The 18,519-nt window shown below is 43.7% G+C and carries 15 protein-coding genes; 10 read left to right on the top strand and 5 right to left on the bottom strand.

Features of this window, described 5'->3' with window-relative positions; all coding sequences use genetic code 11:
- Window positions 1-9 precede the first annotated feature (9 nt).
- Genes BUB08_RS08190 through BUB08_RS08180 form a run of 3 tightly spaced genes read right to left on the bottom strand, consistent with a single transcriptional unit; the run spans window position 10 to window position 3,300 of the window.
- Window positions 10-1,020, bottom strand: a complete 1,011-nt coding sequence (locus tag BUB08_RS08190) for a 2-hydroxyacid dehydrogenase (RefSeq protein WP_073000623.1) — start codon at window positions 1,018-1,020, stop codon at window positions 10-12.
- A gap of 60 nt (window positions 1,021-1,080) precedes the next feature.
- On the bottom strand, window positions 1,081-1,689 hold the full coding sequence (locus BUB08_RS08185) for a ribonuclease HII (RefSeq protein ID WP_073000621.1): 609 nt from the start codon (window positions 1,687-1,689) through the stop codon (window positions 1,081-1,083).
- Between the two features lie 27 nt (window positions 1,690-1,716).
- Complete coding sequence (locus BUB08_RS08180) at window positions 1,717-3,300, bottom strand: sulfatase family protein (protein ID WP_073000619.1); 1,584 nt, start codon at window positions 3,298-3,300, stop codon at window positions 1,717-1,719.
- A gap of 188 nt (window positions 3,301-3,488) precedes the next feature.
- On the opposite strand from BUB08_RS08180, the gene BUB08_RS08175 reads away from it, so the two are divergent.
- The 9 genes from BUB08_RS08175 (at window position 3,489) to folK (ending at window position 13,446) form a co-directional block, all read left to right on the top strand.
- Window positions 3,489-4,616: an aldose epimerase family protein gene (locus tag BUB08_RS08175; protein WP_073000895.1), complete on the top strand. Its 1,128-nt coding sequence runs from the start codon at window positions 3,489-3,491 to the stop codon at window positions 4,614-4,616.
- Window positions 4,617-4,931: 315 nt separating this feature from the next.
- Window positions 4,932-8,384 (top strand): isoleucine--tRNA ligase, encoded by a 3,453-nt coding sequence (gene ileS / locus BUB08_RS08170; protein ID WP_073000616.1) that lies wholly within the window; start codon window positions 4,932-4,934, stop codon window positions 8,382-8,384.
- 91 nt (window positions 8,385-8,475) lie between these two features.
- Window positions 8,476-8,853: a TraR/DksA family transcriptional regulator gene (locus tag BUB08_RS08165; RefSeq protein WP_073000613.1), complete on the top strand. Its 378-nt coding sequence runs from the start codon at window positions 8,476-8,478 to the stop codon at window positions 8,851-8,853.
- A 77-nt stretch (window positions 8,854-8,930) separates the two neighbouring features.
- Window positions 8,931-9,614 (top strand): lipoprotein signal peptidase, encoded by a 684-nt coding sequence (locus BUB08_RS08160; protein ID WP_073000610.1) that lies wholly within the window; start codon window positions 8,931-8,933, stop codon window positions 9,612-9,614.
- 84 nt (window positions 9,615-9,698) lie between these two features.
- Window positions 9,699-11,177, top strand: a complete 1,479-nt coding sequence (cysS, locus tag BUB08_RS08155) for a cysteine--tRNA ligase (protein ID WP_073000607.1) — start codon at window positions 9,699-9,701, stop codon at window positions 11,175-11,177.
- A gap of 47 nt (window positions 11,178-11,224) precedes the next feature.
- Window positions 11,225-11,839: a riboflavin synthase gene (locus BUB08_RS08150; RefSeq protein ID WP_073000605.1), complete on the top strand. Its 615-nt coding sequence runs from the start codon at window positions 11,225-11,227 to the stop codon at window positions 11,837-11,839.
- A gap of 119 nt (window positions 11,840-11,958) precedes the next feature.
- Complete coding sequence (locus tag BUB08_RS08145) at window positions 11,959-12,687, top strand: SDR family NAD(P)-dependent oxidoreductase (RefSeq protein WP_073000603.1); 729 nt, start codon at window positions 11,959-11,961, stop codon at window positions 12,685-12,687.
- A gap of 11 nt (window positions 12,688-12,698) precedes the next feature.
- Window positions 12,699-13,064, top strand: coding sequence for a dihydroneopterin aldolase (locus tag BUB08_RS08140; RefSeq protein WP_073000600.1), 366 nt, complete (start codon window positions 12,699-12,701; stop codon window positions 13,062-13,064).
- 1 nt (window position 13,065) lies between these two features.
- A complete protein-coding gene (gene folK / locus BUB08_RS08135; RefSeq protein WP_073000893.1) occupies window positions 13,066-13,446 on the top strand; it encodes a 2-amino-4-hydroxy-6-hydroxymethyldihydropteridine diphosphokinase in 381 nt (126 codons plus the stop codon).
- Here the strand turns inward: folK and BUB08_RS08130 are convergent.
- A complete protein-coding gene (locus BUB08_RS08130; RefSeq protein WP_073000597.1) occupies window positions 13,433-14,212 on the bottom strand; it encodes an HAD family hydrolase in 780 nt (259 codons plus the stop codon). The two genes, folK and BUB08_RS08130, sit on opposite strands and share 14 nt — an antisense overlap.
- Before the next feature lie 7 nt (window positions 14,213-14,219).
- The gene (locus BUB08_RS08125; protein ID WP_175549974.1) at window positions 14,220-16,592 is read right to left on the bottom strand and encodes a LamG-like jellyroll fold domain-containing protein; all 2,373 of its coding nucleotides are present in this window, start codon (window positions 16,590-16,592) and stop codon (window positions 14,220-14,222) included.
- Window positions 16,593-16,990: 398 nt separating this feature from the next.
- Here BUB08_RS08125 and BUB08_RS08120 point away from each other — a divergent pair, with 398 nt between their 5' ends.
- Window positions 16,991-18,517, top strand: a complete 1,527-nt coding sequence (locus tag BUB08_RS08120; protein ID WP_073000591.1) for an SUMF1/EgtB/PvdO family nonheme iron enzyme — start codon at window positions 16,991-16,993, stop codon at window positions 18,515-18,517.
- The last annotated feature ends 2 nt before the right edge of the window (window positions 18,518-18,519 follow it).

Raw genomic sequence — 18,519 nt, 5'->3', positions numbered from 1 at the left:
CCATTCCTGTTATTTCCCGAGATGCTTCCTTCCAACATGGTTTGTTTCGGCTATCTGTCCGTTATTAAAATCTGAAATATTTTGCAGGGTTGTTTCCGCAATTTGCTCCAGCGCTTCGCGGGTAAGAAAAGCCTGGTGTGCAGTAACCAGCACATTGGGGAGGCTAATGAGCCGCGCGATGGTGTCGTCGTCAATAATCATTTCAGAAAGATCTTTGAAAAACAGTTTTTCTTCTTCTGCATACACATCAATACCCAGCGACCCCAGCTGTTTTTTGCGCAGAGAATCAATAACCGCTTCTGTGTCGATGAGTTTGCCGCGGCTGGTGTTGATGAGCATTGCCCCTTGTTTGACATATTTCAGGTTTTGAGCGTTTATCATTTTATGTGTTTCGGGAGAGAGCGGGCAGTGCAACGAAATAATATCGGACTCTGAAAGCAATTTTTCAAGTGACACATACTCTACTCCTTCATTTTTAAGTTGTTCGTTGGGGTAGGGGTCGAATGCCAGAAAATGCGGTTCGAAACCTTTGAGCAGTTGGATGAATGCCCTACCAATTGCGCCGGATCCGACTACCCCGATAGTTTTGCCGCTTACATTAAATCCGGTGAGCCGTTCGAGCGAGAAATTTCCTTCTCTGATTCGGTTGTAAGCCTTGTGTGTTTTCCGGTTTAGCGTAAGAATAAGCGCCAATGCATGTTCTGCCACTGCCCTGGGCGAGTAGGCAGGAACCCGCAACACCGTGATGCCGTATTTCTCGGCAGCGTCCAAATCTACATTGTTGAAACCGGCGCAGCGTAACGCCAACAGTTTTATATTACGTTGACTCAACTTTCTCATCACGTGCGCATCGGCTTTGTCGTTAACAAAAATGCAAACTGCCTGGTAGCCTTTGGCCAGTTTTACGGTGTGAGCGTCGAGCCGCGTTTCAAAAAAATGCAGCTTGTGGTCAAAGGTTTTGTTTACATTGGTGAAATACTCTTCGTCGTATGATTTGGAACTGAAAAATGCTACTTTCATTGCTTCTGTTTTTATCGTTTTGAATGGCCTGCCGTTTCGATTGAATTAGGCATGAGGTGGTTACATGTTTAGTTTTAACTGCTCGTTTAGTAATCTGAACGATAACCTGTGATATTTTGTTATCCCGTATTTTGCGATAGCCTCGCGGTGTTTTTTAGTGGGATAGCCTTTGTTTTGCTTCCAGTCGAAATCAGGATATTCCAGGTGAATTTTCCCCATAAATTCGTCGCGCCATGTTTTAGCAAGTACCGATGCTGCTGCAATGGAATAGAAACGTCCGTCGCCTTTTATCATGCAGGAAAAAGGGATTTTGGTTTGCGGGCGGAACCGGTTTCCGTCGATGAGCAGGTGTTCTGGTTTTACTTTTAGTTTTTGCACGGCTCTGTTCATAGCCAGGAAAGAGGCATTCAGAATATTTACTTTATCGATTTCTTCGTTGGAGACCATTTCAACTGCCCAGGCCAGTGCCCCGGTTTCGATAAGTGGTCGGAGGCTGTTGCGCTGTTTCTCCGAAAGTTTTTTTGAGTCGTTCAGTATTCCGTAATCAAAATCGGGCGGAAGAATAACAGCCGCTGCTACTACCGGCCCGGCCAGGCATCCCCGGCCTGCTTCGTCGCATCCGGCCTCCAGCATGCCTTTTTTATAATAAGGTAAAAGTTCTGTCTTCATATTTTTGTGCTCCCATTCGGTTTTTGTTTATTCCGTTAGGTAGGCGTCATAATCGGTTTTGTTCACCCAGCCCGCCGGCACTTCTTCTCCTGACATGTATCGGTTGTAGTAATTTCTGACGGCTCCCCGATAGGGATAATTATCAAAAATATCACCGTTGCCTAAAACCCGGGGATCTCCCTGCTCCGCCAGTTTTTCAAACATTGCATCTTCCATGTCATTTTTTAGTTTTGAAAATGCCGAATCCTCTGCAAGATTATTCATGCAGAAGGGATCCTTTTCAATATTGTATAACTCTTCTGCTGTGCGTTTTCCAAAATTAAGCTGCCAGTATTCGGTGATGCCTTTTTTTCGCCGGGTATCCAAAATGTAGGTTTTAGTAGGACTGCCGTCACAATTCAGGTATCCGGTTTCCGGGTTGCCTTTTGGCCAGCGCTCCTGCTTAAAATTGCGCAAATATAAAAATCCGTCGGTAATAATTCCCCGTACCGGGTATCCCTGATCATCGGGACGGCCAACGTCATGTCGTTCTTTGCCTACCAAAATAAAGTCGCGTTCAGAAGTCACATTTCCTCCTTTTTCTGAGAAAAAAATGTCAGTCAGGCTTTTCCCGGTAGCCGGCTGCATGCCCGCCTTCTCGGTTGTGAGCCCGGCCAGCTCGAGGTAGGTGGGGGTAAAATCGATAAAGTTTACGAAATCGTGCACCACCCGTCCCGGATTTTTAATTCCGTTGGGCCACATGATTGCAAGTGGCAGGTGGTTGGAATATTCGTAAACCTGTCCTTTTATGCGGGGAAAAGGCATGCCGTTGTCGGCGGTAACAATCACCAGCGTATTTGCCAGTTCTCCTGTTTCTTCCAGTTTTTCCAGCATTCGCCGGAGGTGTAAATCAAAGTACTCGATTTCGAATGCATAGTCGAGCATGTCGGTTCGCACGGTGTCCACATCGGGCCAGAATTCAGGAATTTCGTCAATATCCTCGGTCTTTTTCCCTCCGTATTTTATTCCTGCTTCAAACTCGTATGCCCGGTGCGGTTCGGTGCTGCCATACCAAAAGCAGAACGGTTGCCCTTTGGGGCGCGCTTCCAGAAAAGCTTCAAAATTTTTTGCGTAATCGTTGTTGGAAATGTACTTCGCCGGCGGTTCGGTTTTAAACTCATCAAACTTGGGGCCGGTGAGTTCACGCTTTTTCCCGTTAATTTCTCCGGGGTCTCCCGGAGCCCAGCCCTTGGCAGTACTTCCAACCCAGTATCCGTTTTCTGCCAGCGCTTCGGCATAAGTTTTAAATTTTGCCGGGAACAGTGGCGAGTGGTTGGCAGCTTCTTCCAGTTGCCAGCTGTTGCGGCCTGTTAAAATGCACGAGCGCGACGGAGCACATTTGGCATTTGGCGTGTAGGCGCGGGTGAACAAAATACCTTCGCCCGCCACGCGGTCAAACGCCGGGGTTTTTACCCAGTTGCATCCGTATGCGCCAAAGTGTTTCCACGACGCATCGTCGGCAATGGCAAATAAGATGTTAGGACGTGGAGGTTGTTCGGGCTGGGGGCGGCAAGCTGCTGCAATTGCCAAAATAGTGATAAAAAGTACCTGATATGCTCGTCGCTTTTTCATGGTTTATTCTTTTTATTTAATTGACGACACTGTTCTTTTTCTTAGAAAATTACCCGTAAATTAGCGGCATCCTTCAAAAAACAAAAATAACCAAAATGAAACGACCATGAGAAAATTTTTCACACAAACACGAATTATTAAAATCATGGTAGTCCCAACTTATGCCTTTAATAACAAACAATTTTAATATGATGAAAAACTTAATACTGCTTTTAACAATAATTGCCGTGGCTGCATGTACGCCTCAACCCAAACAACCCGAGTTGATTGACGAAGAAACGTTTGCAGGAACGCTTGATGGAAAGGAAGTTGAGTTGTTTGCACTGAAAAATGTAAACGGACTGGTGGCGCAGATTACTAATTTCGGCGGGCGAGTAGTGAGCCTCTGGCTGCCGGATGCAAACGGTGCTTTTGAAGATGTTGTGACAGGTTACGAAACGCTGGAAGGCTACCTGAAATCCAACGAAGTATATTACGGTGCGTTGATTGGCCGTTACGGAAACCGTATAGCCAAAGGAAAGTTTGCATTAAACGATACGGTTTATACGCTGGCACAAAATAATGGAGAAAACCATTTGCACGGGGGAGTAAAAGGATTCAATAATGTGGTTTGGGATGCCGCTTGTCCCGACGGGCAAACGCTGGTGCTTACATACACCTCTCCTGATATGGAAGAAGGTTACCCCGGAACCCTGAAGGTGAAAGTGCAATACACGCTTACGGATAGTAACGAATTGAAGATTGAGTACTGGGCGACCACGGATCGCCCGACTCCGGTAAATCTTACACACCACTCGTTTTTTAATTTGAAGGGCGCCGGAAACGGAACCATCAACGATCATCTTCTGCAAATTAATGCAGATTATTATACTCCTGTTGATGAAGGTTTGATTCCTTCCGGTGAAATTGCCCCGGTAGATAATACGCCCATGGACTTTAGAAAACCAACAGCCATTGGCAAGCGGGTAGATGCTGATTTTGACCAACTCAAATACGGAAGAGGATACGACCACAACTGGGTGCTGGTTCCTGCCGAGAGTGGGCTTAACTTCGCAGCCAGGGTTGAAGAACCTGTGTCTGGCCGCACATTGGAAGTTTATACCAACGAACCCGGGGTGCAGTTTTACGGGGGTAATTTTTTGGATGGCAGCGACACCGGCAAAAAAGGAAAAGTGTATTCCCACCGCTCTACGTTCTGTCTCGAAACCCAGCACTTCCCGGATAGTCCCAACCAGCCGGACTTTCCGTCGACAATTCTTAATCCGGGAGAAGAGTATTACTCGGTTTGTGTGTACCGGTTTGGCGTAAAAGAATAGTTTTGATGCAGGCAGATAGAAGAATCAAACTTTTGTTTGTTTAATGTTGTCAGGTGTTTTATACGCCGACAAGTCTGCAACTCTGTTTTGTGATTAACGCTGTTAGTGTCGATAGACCTGGCAGCGTTAATTGTATTACTTAAGGTGGTTGTCAGCATGCTGGCCTGTGAAACATAAAAATAGCAAATCTGCAAAGTATTTAGTGGATCCAAGTTAATTGCGTGAATTTGAATCCGCCTGGGATTAATACCCGCCTTGAAAATTTCCTATATTTGCATGTTTTTTAAAAGAAGTAGCAGAATAAGAAGTTTTTCTATGACAAATAAATTTCAGGAATACAAGCAGCTTGATCTTTCTCAGATAAATAAAGAGGTTTTAAAACGCTGGCAAAACGACGACACGTTTCATAAAAGTATAACTACCCGCGAAGGGCATCCGACATTTGTTTTTTACGAAGGGCCGCCTTCTGCAAACGGGATGCCGGGAATCCATCATGTGATGGCCCGTACCATTAAAGATATTTTTTGCCGGTACAAAACCATGAAAGGGTTTCGTGTGCACCGGAAAGCAGGCTGGGATACTCACGGTCTGCCGGTGGAGCTGAGCGTAGAAAAGTCACTCAACATTACCAAGGAAGACATCGGTAAGAAAATTTCGGTTGAAGAATACAATGCCTCCTGTCGAAAAGAGGTGATGAAATATACCCGCGAATGGGAAGAACTTACCCGTATTATGGGGTATTGGGTGAACATGGATGATCCGTACATTACTTACGATAACCGGTATATTGAAACTGTTTGGTGGCTGCTGAAAAAGATTTACAGTAAAGGATTACTGTACAAAGGGTACACCATTCAGCCCTATTCGCCGGCTGCCGGAACAGGGCTCAGCTCGCACGAGTTGAATCAGCCCGGTTGTTACCGCGATGTAAAAGACACCACTATTGTTGCTCAATTTAAAACAGTTCGCAACGAGCGTTCTGAATTTTTGTTCGAAAACGTAGATACCGATTTGTATTTTCTGGCGTGGACGACCACTCCCTGGACGCTGCCTTCCAACACTGCGTTGGCAGTGGGGGCAAATATCAGGTACGTAAAAATCAAAACATTTAACCCGTACACAGGTGTGCCGGCCACATTAATTCTGGCAAAAGACCTGCTCTCTGTTTACTTTAAAGCTGAAAACGAAAACGCACCGCTGGAAGATTACAAGCAGGGCGACAAAAATATTCCATATAAAGTACTGGCAGAATATTCCGGAAAAGAACTGGCCGGAGTTCAGTACGAACAGTTAATCGACTGGGTAAAACCAAAAGGGAAAGCATTTGAAGTAATAACAGGCGATTTTATCACCACCGAAGATGGAACCGGGATTGTACATATTGCGCCTACTTTTGGTGCTGACGATGACCGCGTTGCCAAACAGAACGGGGTTTCGCCCCTGATAGTTGAAGATGCCGATGGGAAAAACCAGGCATTGGTCGACCGAAAAGGACGGTTCTTTATGATTTCGGAAATGGCCGAATCGTTTGTGAAAGACTTTGTGAATACAGAGAAATACAGCGAGTTCTCCGGGCGTTTTGTGAAAAACGATTACAACGAGAAACTTACTGAAAATGATTCTACGGTGGACGTGGATATTTCGGTAATGCTGAAGCTGGAAAACAAAGCGTTTAAAATTGAAAAACACGTACATAGTTACCCGCACTGCTGGCGTACAGACAAGCCTGTACTTTATTATCCGCTCGATTCGTGGTTTATAAAAACCACTGCCGTTAAAGAACGAATGGTGGAACTGAATAACACCATCAACTGGAAACCGAAATCTACCGGAACGGGACGTTTTGGCAACTGGCTCGAAAATCTGGTGGACTGGAACCTGAGCCGTTCGCGCTTTTGGGGAACACCGCTTCCTATCTGGCGAACAGAAGATGGCTCGGAGGAAGTTTGCATTGGCTCAACTAAGGAGTTGCTGACAGAAATCGAAAAGGCGATGAAAGCAGGATTTATGACTGAAAATCCGTACAAAGATTTTGAATCCGGCAATAACTCAAAAGAAAATTACGATCATATCGATCTTCACAAACCATATATCGACAATGTTGTGCTGGTTTCACCAACAGGGCAGAAAATGTTTCGCGAACCGGATCTGATTGATGTTTGGTTTGACTCGGGCGCAATGCCTTTTGCACAACATCACTACCCGTTTGAAGCCAGCGAACAATACAACCCGGCTACCGGCAAGGGCGTTTTTCCTGCAGATTTTATTGCCGAGGGAGTGGATCAGACCCGTGGCTGGTTTTTTACTTTGCACGCTATTGCTACCATGGTAAGTGATTCTGTTGCATTCAAAAATATTATCTCCAACGGATTGGTTCTCGACAAAAAAGGCAATAAAATGTCGAAGCGACTGGGAAATGCGGTCGATCCGTTTTCAACCATCGAAAAGTATGGCTCCGACCCGTTGCGCTGGTACATGATTACAAATGCGCAGCCCTGGGACAACCTGAAGTTTGATACCGAAGGCGTGGATGAGGTAAAACGTAAATTTTTCGGAACGTTGTACAATACCTATAACTTTTTTGCACTGTATGCCAACGTAGATAATTTCAGGTACGCCGAAGAAGATATCCCGGTAGAACAACGGCCGGAACTCGATCGGTGGATTATTTCGCTACTGAACTCGCTGGTAAAAGAAGTGGGCGAAAGTTATCAGAATTACGAACCTACCCGCGCCGGACGTGCCATTTCCGAGTTTGTTACCGAAAATCTGAGCAACTGGTTTGTTCGGTTGAGCCGTAAACGGTATTGGGGCGGTGAATATTCATCCGATAAAATTTCGGCTTACCAAACGTTGTACTCCTGCTTGGTGACAGTTGCCAAACTTATGGCTCCGATTGCCCCGTTCTATGCCGATTTGTTGTTTGCCGACCTGAATAGAACCACCGGAAAAGAAACAGACCAGAGTGTTCATTTAGCCGATTTTCCGGCTTACGATGATAAGCTGATTGACAAAGATCTGGAAGACAGAATGGACATTGCCCAAAAAGCTTCTTCTATGATTCTGGCGCTGCGCCGTAAAGAAAAACTGAAAGTGCGCCAGCCGCTGGCAAAAATTATGGTGCCGGTGCTTAACCCGCGTTTCCGAGAACAGTTTGATGCGGTAAAAGAGATTATTCTTACCGAAGTGAATGTTAAAGAGGTCGAATTTTTGACAGACACAGAGGGGATTATTAAAAAGAAAATAAAACCCAACTTTAAAACACTCGGCCCAAAATACGGGAAGTTGATGAAACAGATTTCGGGTGCCATTGCACAATTCGATCAGCATAAAATTGCAGCGCTTGAAAATGTTGGTTCTGTAGAAATAGAAGCAGGTGGACAAAACATAGTCATCACACAGGAAGATGTTGAAATTTTGACCGAAGATATTCCGGGCTGGACTGTTGCAACCGAAGGGCAGATGACTATTGCCCTCGATATTAATGTTACTGAAGAGTTGAAACAGGAAGGAATTGCACGCGAGTTCATTAATAAAATTCAGAACATACGAAAAGATAATGGCTTTGAAGTAACCGATCGTATCAGTTTGAAAATAGAAAAACACGAACAAATAAATGATGCGGTGTTAAATCATAAAAGCTATATTTGCGCACAGACTTTAGCAACAGATCTTCAATTGGTTGACGGGCTTACCGCCAATAACGCCAAAGAAGTTGAAATTGATAAGGATGTAGTAATAAAAATTATTGTAGAGAAACAATCCTGATATATGTTATGCGGCCTAAAAAGGGAAACAAAAAATTACTATTTTCGGCCAGATAAGATAAACCAGAGAAAAAAATTTAAATCCTGTAGCTATGGGAGAAAAGACGAGATATTCAGACGAAGAGCTGATGGAATTTAAACAGATTATACTTAAAAAGCTTGAAAAAGCTCAGGCTGATTATATGATGTACAGGAGTTCCATTACTCATGGCGATGGAAACGACACCCAGGATACTTCGCCAACTTTTAAAGTCCTGGAAGAAGGAGCTGCTACTCTCTCAAAAGAAGAAGCAGGAAAACTTGCTCAGCGGCAACTGAAGTTCATACAACATCTTCAGGCTGCTCTGGTGCGCATCGAAAATAAAACATACGGTATTTGCCGCGAAACAGGAAAGCTGATTTCCAAAGAAAGACTTCGTGCCGTGCCGCATGCAACTTTGTGTATTGATGCAAAAAAGAACCTGGGATAGTTAATAAAGAGTAAAATTGTGAACTGCCCGGAGTTTTCGTATGTGTGAAAATGTCCGGGAGTTTTTTTTAATACGTTATGAAGAATCGAAAAGGCAGGTTGCTTTTGATTATTTTTTTGGTGCTGGCAGCAGACCAGGTGCTCAAGATCTGGGTGAAAACTAATTTTTCGCTTGGCGATGAAATCGTGGTTTTTAAAAACTGGTTTATCCTCCATTTTGTGGAAAACAACGGAATGGCTTTCGGCTTTGAATTTGCCGGAGAGTACGGAAAATTATTTTTAAGCATCTTCAGAATTATTGCCGTAATTGCCATTGGATGGTATCTATTTAAACTGGCCAGGCACAAAGAAGTCCCATTCGGGTTTTTAGCATGCATAGCGCTCATTTTTTCCGGTGCAATAGGAAATATTATTGACAGCTTGTTTTACGGAATGGTTTTTAACCACAGCTACGGACAGGTTGCCGACTTCCTCCCTGAAGGCGGCGGGTACGCTACTTTTCTTCACGGTCGCGTTGTCGATATGTTTTTTTTCCCAATTATTGATACAACGCTTCCTGACTGGTTGCCCATCTGGGGAGGCAAAGAGTTTGTTTTCTTTCGCCCGGTGTTCAATATTGCCGATTCGTCGATTACCGTGGGAATTTTTTCTATTCTGCTGTTTTACCGGAAGCAGTTTAACAATCTGGATAAAAAGAAAGAAGCAGAAAAGAGTGCAGAAGATGAAGCTGTTGAAAGTAAAGACGAGGTTACGAATCAGTAGAAATCGTAGCATCTCTGAGCCTGAATAGCCGGTGTTTTCCTCCATTTTATTGTACCTTTGCGACTTCTGTTATTATCAACCGTTATGAAGAATCAACTAGTTATTTACAATACTTTAACCAGAAAAAAAGAGTTGTTTAAACCGCTTGTCGATGGCAAAGTGGGTTTGTATGTTTGCGGGCCTACCGTTTACAGCGACTCTCACCTGGGGCATGCACGCCCTTTTATAACATTTGATTTGTTGTTTAGGTACCTTACTTTTTTAGGGTACAAAGTGCGTTATGTGCGCAATATTACCGATGTGGGCCATTTGGAAAACGAAGCCGAAGAATCGGGCGAAGATAAGATTACCAAAAAAGCGCGGGTTGAACAACTCGAGCCCATGGAAGTGGTTCAAAAATACATGAATACCTTTCATCGGAATATGGAACAGTTGGATGTTTTGCCGCCCAGTATCGAGCCTCGTGCCTCCGGCCACATTATCGAGCAGCAACAACTTATCGATTCCATTTTAAAGAATGGGTTTGCATACGAAGTAAATGGCTCGGTTTATTTCGATGTGGAAAAGTACAACGAGAAGTACCATTACGGTAAACTTTCAGGTCGAAATCTGGAAGATATTAGAACCAACACGCGTCGCCTGGAAGGGCAGGATGAAAAGAAAAATTCTTTTGATTTTGCACTTTGGAAAAAAGCAGCGCCTGAACATATTATGCGCTGGCCATCTAAATGGAGCGACGGTTTTCCGGGGTGGCACCTCGAGTGTTCTGCAATGAGCACCAAGTATCTTGGCGATGTTTTTGATATTCATGGCGGCGGAATGGATCTTACATTTCCGCATCACGAGTGTGAGATTGCACAGTCAACAGCCAGCCAGGGACGAGATGCCGTGCGTTATTGGATGCACAACAACATGATTACCATTAACGGGCAGAAAATGGCGCGCTCGCTGGGAAATTTTATCACCCTCGACAGGTTGTTCTCCGGAAACCATGAATTGCTGGAGAAAGCGTATTCCCCAATGACCATCCGGTTTTTTATTCTGCAGGCGCATTACCGCAGCACCATCGATTTTTCTAATGAAGCGTTGCAGGCTTCCGAGAAAGGGTTGGAAAGGCTTTTTGCCGCTTTCGATGCATTGGATAAACTGCCTGTTTCTGCTGAGTCGTCGATAGATGTTGCCGGACTGAAAGAGAAATGTTTTGCGGCACTGAACGACGATTTAAACAGCCCGATTGCAATCGCCCACTTATTTGACGGTGTGCGGATGATCAACTCTGTGAAATCAGGAAGTGAGAAAATTAGTGAGTCAGATTTGGAAGATCTGAAATCGTTCTTTCATACCATGGTTTTCGAAATATTGGGCTTGAAACCGGACGCTGCCGCCGCGCAGGGTGCCGGAAACGAAATAATGGATAAAGTAATCGACCTGGTATTACAACTCAGGCTTGAGGCTAAAACCCGGAAAGATTGGGCTACTGCCGATAAAATCCGCGACGAGCTGAGTGGTTTGGGCGTGGAGATAAAAGACACGAAAGAGGGATTTGAGTGGAGCCTGAAATAAAAGGAGCTTCTTAAACAAGTGTAGTTTTGAATTAAAATTTGACAGATATGTTTTCAGGAATAATTGAGGAATTTGGTACGGTAACCGCCATCGAAAAGGAAAAAGAAAATGTGCATTTTACGTTAACCTGTTCGTTTGCCAATGAACTGAAAGTGGACCAGAGCCTGTCGCACAACGGGGTTTGTTTAACCGTTGTTGAGGTCGACAAAAATGCCAGAACGTATAAAGTAACCGCCATCAAAGAAACGTTGTTGAAATCAAATCTGGGGCTGTTGGAAGTCGGCTCAAAAGTAAATCTCGAACGTAGTATGATTATGAATGGCCGCCTCGATGGGCACATCGTTCAGGGGCATGTGGATCAAACTGCAGTTTGCAAAAAAGTTGAAGAAGCAGACGGGAGCTGGTACTACACTTTTGAATACGATTTTGATGTTGAAAAAGCCCGGAAGGGATACATGACTGTTGAAAAAGGTTCTGTAACGGTAAACGGAGTCAGCCTCACTGTTGTCAACTCAAAAGACAATTCATTTCAGGTGGCAATTATTCCTTTTACTCACGAAGTTACCAACTTTCATACTTTTAAAGAAGGCTCTGTGGTGAACCTCGAATTTGACATCATCGGAAAATACCTGAGTAAGCTGAATACTTACGCAAACATGTAGCTGTTTTCGGTAGCACGAAGTGGATTTTGTTTAATGCTTTTTGGTGAACTGTAAAACAAATTTGGGTCGTCGCTGTTTTGTTCATACAGATTTTGTAGTTTTAAAGAAACTTATTCTGCATGGATTACACAGCATTGATAACGGGCGCTTCTAAAAGGATAGGAAAAGCAATTGCAGAATTTCTTGCCGGTAAAGGATGGAATATTGTTATCCATTTTAATGACTCGGAGGAGCCTGCAAAAGAGTTGCAAAGCGCTTTGCGTGAAAAGTACCCTCAACAAAAGTTTGTACGAATAAAAGCCGATTTGTCTGTCGAAGGCGAAGTGGAGCAACTGACCTCTCGGGTAGTTGATGAAATCGGTGGCTTTAACTTGTTGGTTAACAATGCTTCGGTTTTTAGTTCGGGGTATTTGAAAGAGACCGACCTGAGTTTGTTTGATATGCAGATGAATGTGAATCTGAAAGCCCCGTTTTTGTTGATGCGCGATTTTGCAACACATTGTAAAAAGGGGAACATCGTCAATTTTGTTGATACCCGTATTGCAACAAATAAATCAAATTATGCCGCGTATTCACTTTCGAAAAAAGGCCTTTGGGAGTTAACCAAAATGGCTGCATTGGAGTTTGCCCCGGAAATCAGAGTGAATGCCATTGCTCCCGGAGTAACACTGCCCCCGGAAGACAAGGGTCAAAATTATCTTTTAAATCTGGCAAAAAATATTCCCATGAAAAGGCCGGGAGGACTAGAGCCAATTTTAAAGAGCCTGGATTTTATCCTGGAGAATGATCATCTTACCGGACAATTGTTGTTTGCCGATGGAGGCGAAAATTTGGGAATGAACCTTTAAACATCTGAATTATGGCAAGAATAAAAGTTAAAAACCTGTTACTTCGCACTTACATCGGGTTTAATCCCGAAGAGCTGGTAAACAAGCAGGATGTAATTATCAATTTCGAAATTGAAACTGAAATATCGCACGAGGCGCTGGAAGCCGACGAACCATTGGGGATTCTCGACTACAAAACCATCACAAAAAAAGTGATTGCGCTGGTTCAGGATAGCAAATTCAAATTACTGGAAGTACTCACCCAAAAAATTCTCGACCTTATTTTAGAAGACGAAAAAGTGAAATGGGCCAGGGTGGAAGTGGATAAACCCCATGCATTGCGTTTTGCAGAATCGGTTTCACTGGAGATGGAAGGCACCCGCAACGCCAATGATTAATATGACTGAAAATACTGTAATTATCGGCATCGGTTCCAATATCAATGCCGAGGCCAATATTGCCCAAATGCTGAAAATGTTGGAGAAGGAGGTGAAAATTTTAAAGGTTTCGTCGTTGCTAAAGACCAAACCTATTGGTATTGAAAACCAACCTGATTTTACCAACGGCGCGATTAAGTTTAAAACCGATCTGGGTAAAGATGCATTGAAGAAACGACTCAGGCGGATTGAAGATCAGTTAGGGCGCGACCGTTCCCTGCCAAAGTTCGGGCCGCGAACCATTGATCTTGATATTGTAGTTTGGAACGGTGAAATTGTGGATAAAGATTATTTTACCCGCGATTTTCTGCAAAAGAGTGTGAAAGAGGTCAGCTCTTCCTAAACTTTAAAAAGAGGTTATTCAGTCCGTCCACTCCATTGACTTCCTCCAAATCGGTAACCACATAGTCGGCTCCGTTTTTTTGCAGCTCATATGCATTTGCTTCGCGCGCAATTCCAAGTGTTAATCCGAAGCCACCTTTCGAGCCGGCCTGAACACCGGAAACTGCATCTTCCACAACGATTGAATTTTCGGGCTTGGCATCCAGATTTTTGCAGGCCGTGGTGAAAATATCCGGCTCTGGTTTTCCTTTTAGTCCCAGTTCTGCAGATACAATTCCGTCAACCCGCGTACCAAATACGTTAAGTAAATTTACCGCCTCCAGCACTGCTTTGCAGTTTTTGCTCGAAGAGGCAACCCCCAGCTTAACGCCGGCAGCTTGCAAATCCAAAAGAAGCTGTTTTGACGAAGGGTACACTTCGGCGCCATCACGTTTTAATACTTCGTTAAACGCTTCATTTTTCCGGTTTCCCAACCCGCAAACGGTTTCCGCGTCGGTGCTGTCTTCTGGTGTTCCCCAGGGTAAGCTTATTTCGCGTGACTGCAAAAAGGAAGCAACTCCGTTGTAGCGTGGTTTCCCGTCTACGTATGCCAGGTAGTCTGCCTGGGTAAATTCCCTGAATTGCTCGTTGTGTTCTTTCTCGCGCGTGCGAAGGTAGTCGTCAAACATTTTTTTCCAGGCAGCTGTGTGTGTAATCGCCGTTTTTGTGATAACTCCGTCCAAGTCAAAAACAACTGCTTCAAAGTCAAAAGATTGTTTCCTGTTCATGTCCTTTTTATTTTAAACCGTTTTTCATTTTTAGCAAATTAGAAAAATGCCCGTTAAACTGTTCAAAGTTCATCGGAAACTTTTCCCCTAAAGTGTTTTGATATTTTGTGCAAAAGGATTCGAAATGGAATCGGGCCTGGTGGATGTTGTGCATTTGCCGAAGTACCCAAACCTGTAACCAGGTAGCTTCTTCATTCAAATCATCGTATTCCAGAATTCGTTTTGCCAACGCTTCCATTTTTGGCAAGTCGTTGTCGTTATTGTAATAGGCAGCCAGTTTCAAAAGGTTGTCGATCACCTGGTTCCCGGTGTAGCCACGAATCTCGTCGAGCCAGGCCCAGTTTGTTCCTTTTAAGAACCGCCCCTTCTTTACCAGTTGGAAAAAGGTTTCCAGTTGCGTTTTATTCATTCCTCCCGGGAGCTGGCAAAGTTCGAATGCTTCAACATAATCGCAAAAAAAGGACTTTTCGAGGTTAGCAATTAAATATCCGTTTTGGGTAACTATCTCAATACCGTCAAGGTTTTGCAGTATTTTCCGGAGCTTATTCAGTGTAACTGCCCGGTTGTTGGATACTTTTCTGGCTGGGAGTCCGGGCCAAAGATGAGCGTCGATAATAGACACTGAAGCACCGTTCTTATTTTTTAAGGTAGCCAAAAGAACAAATAGAAAGAGCTCTTTTACTTTTGGCGTAAACTGCGTTGAAATGTCATTTTCCTGATTATCTACAGCGTTGAAATTTCCAAAGAGGCAAATCTGGTTCGCAGCGTTTTTTTTAGGCACCCGTGGTTTTTGATTGTTGACGAATTCTTTCTTTTTATGAATAAAGGTAAGAATAACAAGAATAAAGACCAGGATAGAAAGCACGGTTATCCCAAGTATTAGTCCGTATTTATTGAGAAAATCCCGAGGCGGAATTTTTTCGTTCCCGACTTTTATCTCTTCGTTCAGGGCAAGGCGGGTTATTTCTTCTGCGCCCAGCGGACGGTTCCAAAAATTTAAATCATCGATGTATCCCCGCATGCTTGCGCCCTGAGAAAGTGCACTCCCCAGATGGATATCAGCTGTGCCCGAAAAAGGCGGATGTCCATTGGAACTTCCAATATTCCTTCCATTCAAAAAAATGGCTTGTTCTCCGGTTTCGATAATGTACCGCCAAGCCATGTGGTACCAAACATTGGGTTCCAGCTTTTCTGTGGAGATGTAATCGTTGGCCCAAAGCCCAAAATAGGGGTGCCCCGAGCGTAAAATAAGGTGGAGCCCCCGGCGGTATTCCGTCTCGTAATTTCCAAGAACCGCGTTGTCGTTATATTCCAGAATTTCGCTGAATTTAACAAAGCAGCAGACCGTGAAACTACTGTTTCTGAGGCCATAAATATCCGGATTGCCCAGATTTACATTTGCATTTTCGGGAAGACGAAGTACCGGGCCGCGCTCGAAATCCCGGCTAAACGAGAAATTTTGGCCCGTGTAGCTTTTTTCCGGCGCCAAAACATTCCGGGTCTTTTCATCAAAAATAAAGCTGGCGGTAAGTCCCTGGGTGAGTTCTACCGGGCGGGCCATAATGTGATAGTTCTCCGGAACCTCCATTTCTCCGGTTACTATTATTTGTTCTGGCGTCATCCGGTATCCGGGAACAAATGGCGTAAGTGTGAGCTCGTCGCCTCCGCGGTACGGAAAACAGAATTTCCCTCCCGTAATAGAAACTTCAGGGTTTTTCCAGTAAATTTTGTCCAGCGTTTTACCCGATGCCCGAATGGTTCCGGTTATCCAGGTGAATGAGTTTAATTGGAAAATAATGAAGTCAAAATTCAGAATATTATTTCCAACGAATATGAAATTAGGTTTTTTCCCATACCTGGTCCAGTTCTCCAGCAGGTAATTAATGTAATCGGGAACCATGTTCTTAATGTCATTTCCTCGGGTACTATTGCTGACAGGCAGATCCCCAAAATTACTTATCATAAAAAGTTCGCGGTTGGTATTTTTGTCTGTCCCTGTGTTTACTCTGTTTGCCGATATTTCAAATATGTAATCATCGATATAATGAAGCGTTTTTCCTGAGTTTTTGACATCTCCCGAAATAAAAAATATGACCCGGCGATTGGCCTGAATAAGGTATTCCAGCGACGGCCAGGCTTCTCCCTGGGGAAGATAAAATATATGTGGAACAACACCGGAACTGCTAATAATTGAATCGAGTAATTGTATGTTCCCATCGAAATGAAGAAAAACGGGTAGTACTTTTGTCGAATCCGTTGTGATAATCTGATTTATCCGTTCCAGAATGTAATCGAATTTTCGCTCTGTTCCGGGAAGCATAATTTGTTCATCTTCTTTTGTTAGTTCGAATTCCAGCCCGGCGTTGGTGTCCGATTGCATAAAGTTCCAAAAACGCTGGCTGTTTATATTAGACGGTTGAACTTTTGCTATCAGAAAAGAAGTTTCCGAGAATTCCTTTGAGTAAGCTTTTCCTGTGAAAAACAAAAAGGCCAAGAACAAGCAAAATACGAATCGGTTGCAAACTTTTGTACAGTTACTCATGGAAAATTAATAAAGTCGATGCCTTAATTCAAAATTATTTTTGAGCAAAAATAAGCTTTTCCTGAGAAGATTCAGTCATTTGTTATTTTTTTATTATTCTTTTTAAATTTTTGGTATTCAGTAAAATAAAACTGAAATTAATATAGAATTAAGTGTTAGATAAGTATTGGATATAGCAAATATTAATAAATAGGTAATAAGCGGCTATTACTTTTAAGGAAAAAATAACAATTGCAATGGCTGAAAAGATTAAGCGAAAACACTATTTGATTTTTATTGTAGGAGGCCTGTCGGTTATTTTATTTTTGGCGCTTTCTAAAAAGACTATTGAATATACTTCAACAGATGAGTTTTGTGCTGCCTGTCATGTGCATCCTCACGCCGAAGCAACGTTTATGCTATCTGCGCATAATAGTAACCGCACGGGAGTTTCAGCTAAATGTGTAGATTGCCATCTTCCCCCCGAAGAACAAACCGCTTATTTTTTAACCCGAAAAGCTTATCACGGATTTCATGATTTATATGTATTCATGACAAAGGACATGGATGAAATAGACTGGGAAGCCAAAAGAACCGTTGAGGCTTCGAAGCGTTTTGTATATGAAGACGGTTGTAAGAAATGCCATACTAATTTGTTCCCTGCCGGGTTGGACGAATTGGGCGCAGAATCGCACCTGAAATATTTGAGAGACCCTGAAAACAACTCTTGTGTTAAATGCCATTTGGAAGTGGGGCATTACAGGGGCGAGAAGAAATTGGCCATGGAGGAAACCAAAGTTTCCCCGGAAGAATTATTTGACAGCCCGGCTGTTGTTGCCGGATTTGAAGATTATGCCGAGCAAATCCCAGGTACTTCGGTTTCATTTAAAATGAAAGCTGTTGATGGTGGACAGTTCAAGATGGGAAGCCCGGCAGACGAGCCTTATCGTAACTCCGATGAAGGCCCGGTTCGCGAGGTGGAAGTGAATAGTTTCTGGATGGCCGAAGTGGAAGTCACCTGGAACGAATATTTGGCTTTTTTTAATGCAACCAGTTCGCAGGGACGAAAAGAGGCAGAAGCAGAACAGGATGAAGATGTCGATGGAATTTCGGGAGCAACACCTCCGTGGGGCGCACCTGACCAGGGATGGGGAATGGGAACCAGACCGGCCATTACAATGACGCACCATGCAGCTCAGACCTATTGCCGCTGGCTGAGCAGTGTTACCGGAAAAGAATACCGTTTGCCAACCGAAGCGGAGTGGGAATATGCCGCTCGTGGTGGAACTTCGGGAGCATACTTTTTTGATGGTTCTCCCAAAGATTTTGAAAAGGACGGCATCTGGAATAAATTGTTTGGGCCGGATACTGCTGTAATTAATACTTACGTGGTTTATCAGGAAAACAGTCCTTACCGCACCCAGCCTGCTTTGGTTGTTGAATCCAATCCGTTTGGATTAAAAAATATGTTGGGAAATGTTGCAGAGTTTTGTCTCGATTATTACGATCCTCAGGTTTACGGGAAATATCCCAAAGGAGTTGTCCGAAACCCGAGAGGTCCGCGAAATGGAATGGAGCACGTTGTCAGGGGCGGTTCGTTTAAAAATACGGCAAAAGATTTGAGAGTTGCCCGCCGCGACTTTACGCGCACGCAGCAGTGGCTGGAAACAGATCCGCAGATTCCTAAAAGTATTTGGTGGTATTCCGACTGTAACCATGTAGGATTCCGCGTTATCTGCGAATATCATCCCGAAGAATTAAAATCAGAAACAACAAAAAAATAAAA

Source organism: Mariniphaga anaerophila, from assembly GCF_900129025.1.
Classification (GTDB): Bacteria; Bacteroidota; Bacteroidia; order Bacteroidales; family Prolixibacteraceae; genus Mariniphaga; species Mariniphaga anaerophila.
This window is presented reverse-complemented; position numbering and strand designations above follow the sequence as displayed.

Bases quoted from the DNA above. Each gene is read 5' to 3' on its own strand.
- BUB08_RS08190 (WP_073000623.1), bottom strand. From the start codon at position 1,020: ATGAAAGTAGCATTTTTCAGTTCCAAATCATACGACGAAGAGTATTTC.
- BUB08_RS08185 (WP_073000621.1), bottom strand. From the start codon at position 1,689: ATGAAGACAGAACTTTTACCTTATTATAAAAAAGGCATGCTGGAGGCC.
- BUB08_RS08180 (WP_073000619.1), bottom strand. From the start codon at position 3,300: ATGAAAAAGCGACGAGCATATCAGGTACTTTTTATCACTATTTTGGCA.
- BUB08_RS08175 (WP_073000895.1), top strand. From the start codon at position 3,489: ATGATGAAAAACTTAATACTGCTTTTAACAATAATTGCCGTGGCTGCA.
- ileS (WP_073000616.1), top strand. From the start codon at position 4,932: ATGACAAATAAATTTCAGGAATACAAGCAGCTTGATCTTTCTCAGATA.
- BUB08_RS08165 (WP_073000613.1), top strand. From the start codon at position 8,476: ATGGGAGAAAAGACGAGATATTCAGACGAAGAGCTGATGGAATTTAAA.
- BUB08_RS08160 (WP_073000610.1), top strand. From the start codon at position 8,931: ATGAAGAATCGAAAAGGCAGGTTGCTTTTGATTATTTTTTTGGTGCTG.
- cysS (WP_073000607.1), top strand. From the start codon at position 9,699: ATGAAGAATCAACTAGTTATTTACAATACTTTAACCAGAAAAAAAGAG.
- BUB08_RS08150 (WP_073000605.1), top strand. From the start codon at position 11,225: ATGTTTTCAGGAATAATTGAGGAATTTGGTACGGTAACCGCCATCGAA.
- BUB08_RS08145 (WP_073000603.1), top strand. From the start codon at position 11,959: ATGGATTACACAGCATTGATAACGGGCGCTTCTAAAAGGATAGGAAAA.
- BUB08_RS08140 (WP_073000600.1), top strand. From the start codon at position 12,699: ATGGCAAGAATAAAAGTTAAAAACCTGTTACTTCGCACTTACATCGGG.
- folK (WP_073000893.1), top strand. From the start codon at position 13,066: ATGACTGAAAATACTGTAATTATCGGCATCGGTTCCAATATCAATGCC.
- BUB08_RS08130 (WP_073000597.1), bottom strand. From the start codon at position 14,212: ATGAACAGGAAACAATCTTTTGACTTTGAAGCAGTTGTTTTTGACTTG.
- BUB08_RS08125 (WP_175549974.1), bottom strand. From the start codon at position 16,592: ATGCAATCGGACACCAACGCCGGGCTGGAATTCGAACTAACAAAAGAA.
- BUB08_RS08120 (WP_073000591.1), top strand. From the start codon at position 16,991: ATGGCTGAAAAGATTAAGCGAAAACACTATTTGATTTTTATTGTAGGA.